This window comes from Mesorhizobium sp. M1406 (assembly GCF_040317555.1).
Classification (GTDB): domain Bacteria; phylum Pseudomonadota; class Alphaproteobacteria; order Rhizobiales; family Rhizobiaceae; genus Mesorhizobium.
In genome coordinates, this window is sequence record NZ_JAMYKW010000124.1 from 1 (window position 1) to 6835 (window position 6835).

At 61.4% G+C, this 6835-nt stretch carries 3 protein-coding genes and 1 pseudogene; 1 reads left to right on the forward strand and 3 read right to left on the reverse strand.

The window, feature by feature from the left end:
- Positions 1-236: 236 nt before the first annotated feature.
- On the reverse strand, positions 237-5306 hold the full coding sequence (locus NKH03_RS33995; protein ID WP_352699990.1) for a shikimate kinase: 5070 nt from the start codon (positions 5304-5306) through the stop codon (positions 237-239).
- Here NKH03_RS33995 and NKH03_RS35145 point away from each other — a divergent pair.
- A complete protein-coding gene (locus NKH03_RS35145; RefSeq protein WP_502911100.1) occupies positions 5277-5543 on the forward strand; it encodes a hypothetical protein in 267 nt (88 codons plus the stop codon). The genes NKH03_RS33995 and NKH03_RS35145 overlap by 30 nt on opposite strands.
- Before the next feature lie 35 nt (positions 5544-5578).
- Here NKH03_RS35145 and trxA read toward each other — a convergent pair whose 3' ends face one another.
- Together trxA and NKH03_RS34010 are read right to left on the reverse strand one after the other, a co-directional pair.
- Positions 5579-5923, reverse strand: coding sequence for a thioredoxin (trxA, locus tag NKH03_RS34005; RefSeq protein WP_352699988.1), 345 nt, complete (start codon positions 5921-5923; stop codon positions 5579-5581).
- Positions 5924-6519: 596 nt separating this feature from the next.
- Positions 6520-6835: pseudogene (locus NKH03_RS34010) on the reverse strand (hypothetical protein); the annotation flags it as partial.

The following is a 6835-nucleotide window of genomic DNA, read 5'->3' on the forward strand; positions in this document are numbered from 1 at the left end:
CGACGATAAAGCGGATCACGAGCAACTTCTGACATGGCCCATGTTCGCACATCTTCATCAGCCGTCGGTTAACTTTACGGTGCCCTGCCGGAAGATATTGCGCCGGACTGGATTGATATCGTCGAGGCTGGCAAGGATATGGATACGATGGTCGAGCGCCTGATACGCACGAGGGAGACTGGCCGCAGCTTTAGGCGGCAACAATCAAGGGTTCTTTCGCAGGTTTGGTGAGGGGCTTATCCTCCTCGACTTGAGCGTTCTCTGCTTCTCGTGCAAGATGCTAAATCCGCTCGTGCGTTATTGCCGGCCAGCAAAGGCTGCGGGTCGGCGGTGAGGGTGTCGAGGGTCGGCGGTCGTTCCCCTTCACTCAATGGTGCCGCGGGTGCCTGGATGGTTTCCACGACGCCGGCCCCGCAATCGTAGCCGTTGTGATGATCATCGTGCATGCGCTGCGCTGTTGGGGACATGCTGATGGCGGTGCCGGAAGCACCGGAGACATGTGATATCTCGGCAGCGGGCAGAGGGGCTTCTCTGTCGCTGCACAGGAAAGCGTAGAGTTCCTTCACGCAAATGCGGGCGTCCTTCTTGTCTTTTTGAAAGGGTGGGACGAGGGGCAACCTGATATCGGCCTTTTGGTAGAACGGACTGCGCTCTTCGTACAGCTGGTCAACCTTCTGCTCGATGTCGGCTACTTGCAGCAGCGGCCGGCTGGTGTCCATCTTGAGGCGCCTGCGGAGTTCTTTCAGCTCGGTGTCGAGCCAGATCGACCTCGCCTTATTAAGGATCAGGGCTTGATTGGACTCCTTGCCAAAGCAGCCGCCGCCGGTTGCGATGACTATGGGCCCTCTCTCCAGCTGCTTCGCGAGCTCTTTGGTCTCCAGGTCCCTGAAGTGCGCCTCGCCGCGGCCAGGGTCGGCGAACATCTCCATCAGATTGCCGTGCTCGGCGACGATACGCTTATCGATGTCGACAAACTCCACCCCCAACTCCTTGGCAAGCTGGGCGCCGATGGTCGACTTGCCGCTCGCCGGCATGCCGACGAGCACGACCGGCCGCGTACCGAGGGCCGCGAGGATCTCGCCGGCTTGCGGCGAGCGAGCGACCGCAATCTGTTGTCTTGCGACGGTGGGCGACCTGAAGGTCCCTGCCGCCCTCGACCTGCTTTCTCCTGACGAGCCCCAGTGTAATATCTCAAAGGCGCCACGGGGAATGGGGACCAGCTCGCATTCGCTCTGCGCGCGCTGCGCGAGCTCGGCCCGGTAACTGGCCGGCGTATGGAACTCGACCTCGAAGCGATAGTTCTGCGCGGTTCTGAACGCCGTGTGAACGCCGCGTAACCGCGGCTTGTCCATGATGAACCAGTTGGTGGTCTCGACCTCGCTGCAGTCCCGCTCCTCGAAGGCCAGTGCCGCCTTCCTGAAGGCGCGCGTAAAAGCCTCGTCCGGGATTTCGAAGACATGGCGCACGGCATCGGTGACCAGTTGGGCCTCCGGCGCCGCGCTCACGCTCTGGCCGGTCAACTCGTCGGCTATCCAGACCTGCCCGCGCGACCGTTGGTCAAGATGCGGCACCTTCACCTCGATGCCGTCCTGCCGCAAAAGCTCGGCAACCGCATGCACAGTTTCGGTAATCGCGCTTTCTTGCGCTTCGGCGGGGGCGGCTTCGAGCCTGGCGCGCTCCAGGGCCTGTTCGCTGCTCAGCGTTATCCTGCTGGCGGGGTCGTGGTCGGCCGAGATTGCTAAGGCGCTGGGCAGGATGCGCTTTTCGACGGCGAGTCTGATCGAGGCCTCCATGACCGAGGCCGCTAGCGTGGGGTTGTCCTTCAGATCCGCCAGGCTGCCATCGACGTCGAACCGGCCCTGGTGGAGCTTTGCCGCCTGCGCCTTGACATAGGGGGCCGACTTGAAGCCCGGCCTCTGCTCCAAGAGCCGCTCCAATTCGGCGGTTTTTTGCATGAACACCCGCGCACCGGTATCGGACTTGTAGGCGTCCGTGCCGACCTTGATGCCGACGCTCAACAGATTGATGGCGCTTTCATGCAGATCGTCGGGGTTGTAGCCGTCGGGCCGCGGATCAATGCGCGGCTGGTAGTGGTTGAGCAGGAAGTCGATGCGCTTCCTGGCGTCAGCGGTTGCCGGATAGGATTCGCTGAGTTTCGGGAAGAGCGCGCCGGCGTCGGCGCTGACGGCAGGCTTCGCGCCGGTTGAGCCCACGTATCGCGCTAACTGCTGCTTGACGTCCGACTGCTCATGATCCGGCTCGCTTTTGAGCTGCAGGTTCCAGTCCTGGAGCTCGGCCACTAGCAACGCGGCCAGTTCGCAGGCCACCGGATGCCTGGCAGCCTTGCTGTCTTCCCTCGCCCTGGCGATGAGCTCATGGAGGGTCTGGCCATCCGGCCGATCTTCCTGCAACAGTGCGCGGATGTCGGCCTTGAGCTCTTGATGAATGCCCTCGTAGGTGCCGAAGATGGCACGCTCGGCAAACCAGCGTTGCGCCTCCAGCGGCTGCGCCAGCACGTTGCGCTGCAGGCAGCTGTAGGTCTCCAGCACCAGGCCGGTGGCCGACAGGATCTGCTTGGACCGGCTGAACTGGTAGCCGCCTTTCTCAATGGCCGGCGTGTGCGACTTCGGCGGCTTCATCGAGGCGATGCCGCGCGCCTGCAGCTGCGCGTCGAACTGGCGCACATGCTCGTAAAGGCGAGGCTGGTCGCCGATGATGACGACGGAGTCGCCGTCAAAATCGCCGTCGAGCATTTTTTGTTCGGCGCTCGGAACCGCAACCAAAGAGCCGGGCGCGAACACCTCCGTCGCCTGCAGGATGCCGACGCACTCGAGCGCGGTGTCGGCCTTGACCCGGTCCTTTTCCTCCAGCCAGCGCGAATGGCACTTTACGTCCTCGGCAGACATCACCACCCCGCGCTCGGCGAAGTCCGCCGGCCACATTTCGTCGGGCACAACGATCAAGATGCCTTTGGCAAAGAAGGTCGGATCGTCGGCGGCAAGCCCAGCCCCCGACCTGTGCGCGACGTTGAAGCTGTATTGGAAGGCCACGCACCGATCCAGGAACGCCGCGGTCCGATCGCCATCGCGCGCCGACCTGACCCGGTCGGCGGCGAACGGGCGCAGGTTGGGCTTGTCATAGGGGGAGCGTCCGACAAGCACGCCAGCGTCATGGGTCAAGGTCTTGCTCTTGCCCGTCGGCACATGCAGGCATTCGTCGCTGGACGGCACGGCGATAGCGCTCGAACCCTCGATATGCCCGCCCGTGACCGTCCGGAACAGCTCCTCGGCGGTGAGGCTTGGATGGGTTTCGAGCCAAGCCAGAGCCTTCTCGCGGGTCTCCTGTGCCACCTCGACGCTACGCGGATAATGTTGCAGCGCCGAGGGCGGTACCGCCGATAGCCTTTTATCGGCATAGGCAGGCATCCGCTCGGGAGCGTCGTGGCGAGCCCGGGCAATGGCCGGCATGCGCTCGGCCAGTGAGGCCCTGATGAAGCCGCAGCCGTCATGCGGCCGCAAGGCGATCTCGCCGTCTCGCCCCTCGAACCGGAAGGGATGCACTGCGCCTGCGGGGCGGTCGGGCAGAAGGGACAGCTTGAAGCCCCCTTCCAGCGCATAATCATGCGGGCCAACGTCGGGGATGCCCGGCGGCGCGGCAAATCCGCGGCGCTGGGTATAGTAATAGGCTTCCTTGAACGGCGCCCAGGCCCGCGACAGCTGCTCAAAGGCCGTACCCGGAGCCGTCTCGGCATAGGGGATCGCCAAAAGCTTGCCGCTTGGAGCCTCTGCGACCGCGAAGGGCAGGTGAGAGGCAAGCTGGTTCAGGCTCTTTTGCGGCGGCTTCAGTTTGCTGCCGCCGAACAGGTCCATGCGGTAGGGCACGCCCTCCACGGTGAACGTGCGTGTCAGCATGGCGCCAGTCGGAGTTCCCTTTAGCTGCACCGCCACCACCTTCACCGCGCCCGAGGTCAAGCGGTGGAAAATGGAATAGCGCAACTCGGCTTCGCTGGCCAGCGGCCGGCCTTGCATGTCGACCACCGGCAGCCGCATCAGTCCGGCATCGCCTTGCGGCGGTCTCGGCTCGTGGTCCATGGCCTGAAGGACCCGATGGACATCGAAGCTGGCGGCTGCATGCTGGGCCTGGATCATCGATGCGTTCTGCGACATGAAGGTGTCAAGCGCTTCGAGCGGCTCCTTCGCCTCGATCTCGGCGATCACGCTCCAGCTCATGGAGGAAAGGTCGGCGTAGATGAGGGCACGGGCACTGTCCAGGATTTGCCTGGTTTTGCCGTGCAGCTCTTCCTGCCTGGCCCGCAAGGCGAGCTCGTCGCCCTCGACATAGGACCGCCGGTAGAGCGTCTCCAGCACCGCCCGGGTCTTGAGCACCTGATAGATCGAAAGCGCCGGGCAGCGGCTTGCATTGGCGCCGCTGGTGCGCTCGGCCTGGCCTGGTTTGAGATGGGCATCGATCTTGTGTTCCACCACCGGCTGGATGGCGTTGAGCAGGTTCAGCGCCGACCTGCGGTGCCAGCGCAACGCCGACTTCGGGCTGCGAGCTAGTGGCAGCAGGGAGGCGCAAAGATTGCCCATCGTCTCGAGGTTGTTGTCGAGCTCAAACCCGGGAGCGGCACGTAACACCTCGAGCCTGTCCAGCCCCGGCTGTGCCAGCGCACCGAGATCGTCCAACAACTGCGCCTTGCCCAACGCCTTGAATATACTCGCGATAGCATGGACATCGGCCTGCTGCAGCCGATCCTCGGCATATTGGAGGTAGTGCGCCAGCTGATGCAGCCGGTCCTTCAGCAAGGCGGGTTCGGCGACCTCGCCGGCGATCTCTCCCCCCTCGATACCCCGCGACAGACCGTTGGCGATCCTGACTAGCGCAGGCGTGCTGAAAGTACTGAAGCGACGGCCCTTGGAACCGAGCTCGCCGGCGATGGCAACGATCGCCTTGCGTGCTTTTTCTTCTTCCGGCCACTTGCCGAAGCCGTTCACCAGATTGGCCAATTCTTGATCCGAGAATCCGTCGAGATTGCCGGCGCGGGCAACCACTGCGCCGGCGATGGCAACCGTCGCTTCACGCGTCTTCTGCTGGTCCGGCCATCTGCTGAAGCTGTTAACCAAATCGGCCAACTCTGGATCCGAAAATCCGTCGAGATTGCCGTCGCGGGCAACCACCGCGCCGGCGATGGCAAGCGTCGCTTCGAGCGTCTTCTGCTGGTCCGACATTGCGTCGGAGACGCGGTGCGGGCCTCCTTCGCTATCAGGACGCCCTGCTTGTCCGACCAGCTCTCCGGTGCTGCCCATATTCCCTCTCCGATCCAGCAAAACGCGTCGCCTAAAGCCTGTCAACAACAGGGCATCATTGGTTTGAGTGCGGTCACGCGAGCCTGCAACGGCATGCTTGAAAGCCGCAGCATTCACGCAACGGCAACTGCCTCGACAACGCCGCAAGGAAAAGCTTCTTCGCCACTCGATCGCTCCGACATCAGGCTGAAGCTCAAAGGGCTGAGCCCTGTACAAAACGCCCATAAATCACTGTGAGCCCTACCGCTTTACGGGGCGAATCTACGGTCTTTTCATTGGGGTACAGATTGAGCGATATCGATCAGGCTCGAAATCCAGTTCAAAAGAGCTGTCTTCGGTTTGGCGCCGACCGAGAAATCGGCCACTTCGCCGCCCTTGAAGATCGCGAGCGTCGGAATGGAGCGCACGCCCAATCGGGCGGCGAGTTCCGGGTTTTCATCGATGTTGAGCTTGGCGACCTTGATCTTGCCTTCCATCTCGACGGAGATTTCCTCGAGGATCGGAGCAATCATCTTGCAGGGATCGCACCATTCGGCCCAGAAATCGACGACGACGGGTGCCGCGGATTCCAGAACTTCCGACTGGAAGTTATTGATATCGACTTTCACAGTAGCCATGGCTGCTCCTTTGACCGAAGAAGTGACTCGAAATCCTGTGATAGGGTAGGATCAACATCAACATCTACCTAGGCTCGCCACAGTTCGCGTGTCGAGGCCAGCTCTACTGCTTCGCGGCCGCTGCGGCTCGCTGGTGCTGCCGGACTCGCCCCCCGACGCGACAGAAGCCTTTCCGTTACGCTCGCTGGGAGATCCTGCGCTTTATCCTTATCTTCCGTTGTTAGTCAGCCCTCTGCAGAGTTTGAGCAAGTGACGTGAATGAACCTTTCAACTCCAACGACACTATGTAGTTGTTCTTGATACGTGGCGGCGTCGGAGCGTCAATTTGCGTTGAGTCGAAGCGCTGACAATCGTCTCGCGGAACCATCGACTTCGTCAGCAGAAACCTCCGGATTCTCGACGTCGGACATATCATCATCGGCCATGTAAGCGATCCTTCAATAAACCTGGATACTCAGCTGCAATTTTTTCGTTTGTTTTTCATCTCGGGACTTAACAGCTCTTAGCAATGCTATAGCCGACGTTCACGAGATTCCAGAAACAGAATCGGATCATCCATCGGTGCATAGTCGTCTGCATAATGTCCAGAAGCGCACTCAGTTCACGAGATAGCCGAACGCTGTTTCCAGTTTGACTGAGCCCCGAGTGAGATGATGTAAGTTTTCCGAGCGGCAAATGGACCTCCGTTCAATATCGGATGCGCCGATTGGAGCGCGTCCTTTAATGAAGATCCAAAATTTTGAAGCGTCAACGTCGAAACGGGTTGCATTTGTAATGTGGATAGATCGGACATGCTGGACCTGGCTCCCAAGCATGGGATCTCCGAAGGGCACTGTAAAGTTATCAGCGGATTGATGCAGCGATAGCTGGCCGGGACGGCTGTCACGCTGCGGCGAGACACGCGATTTTGTT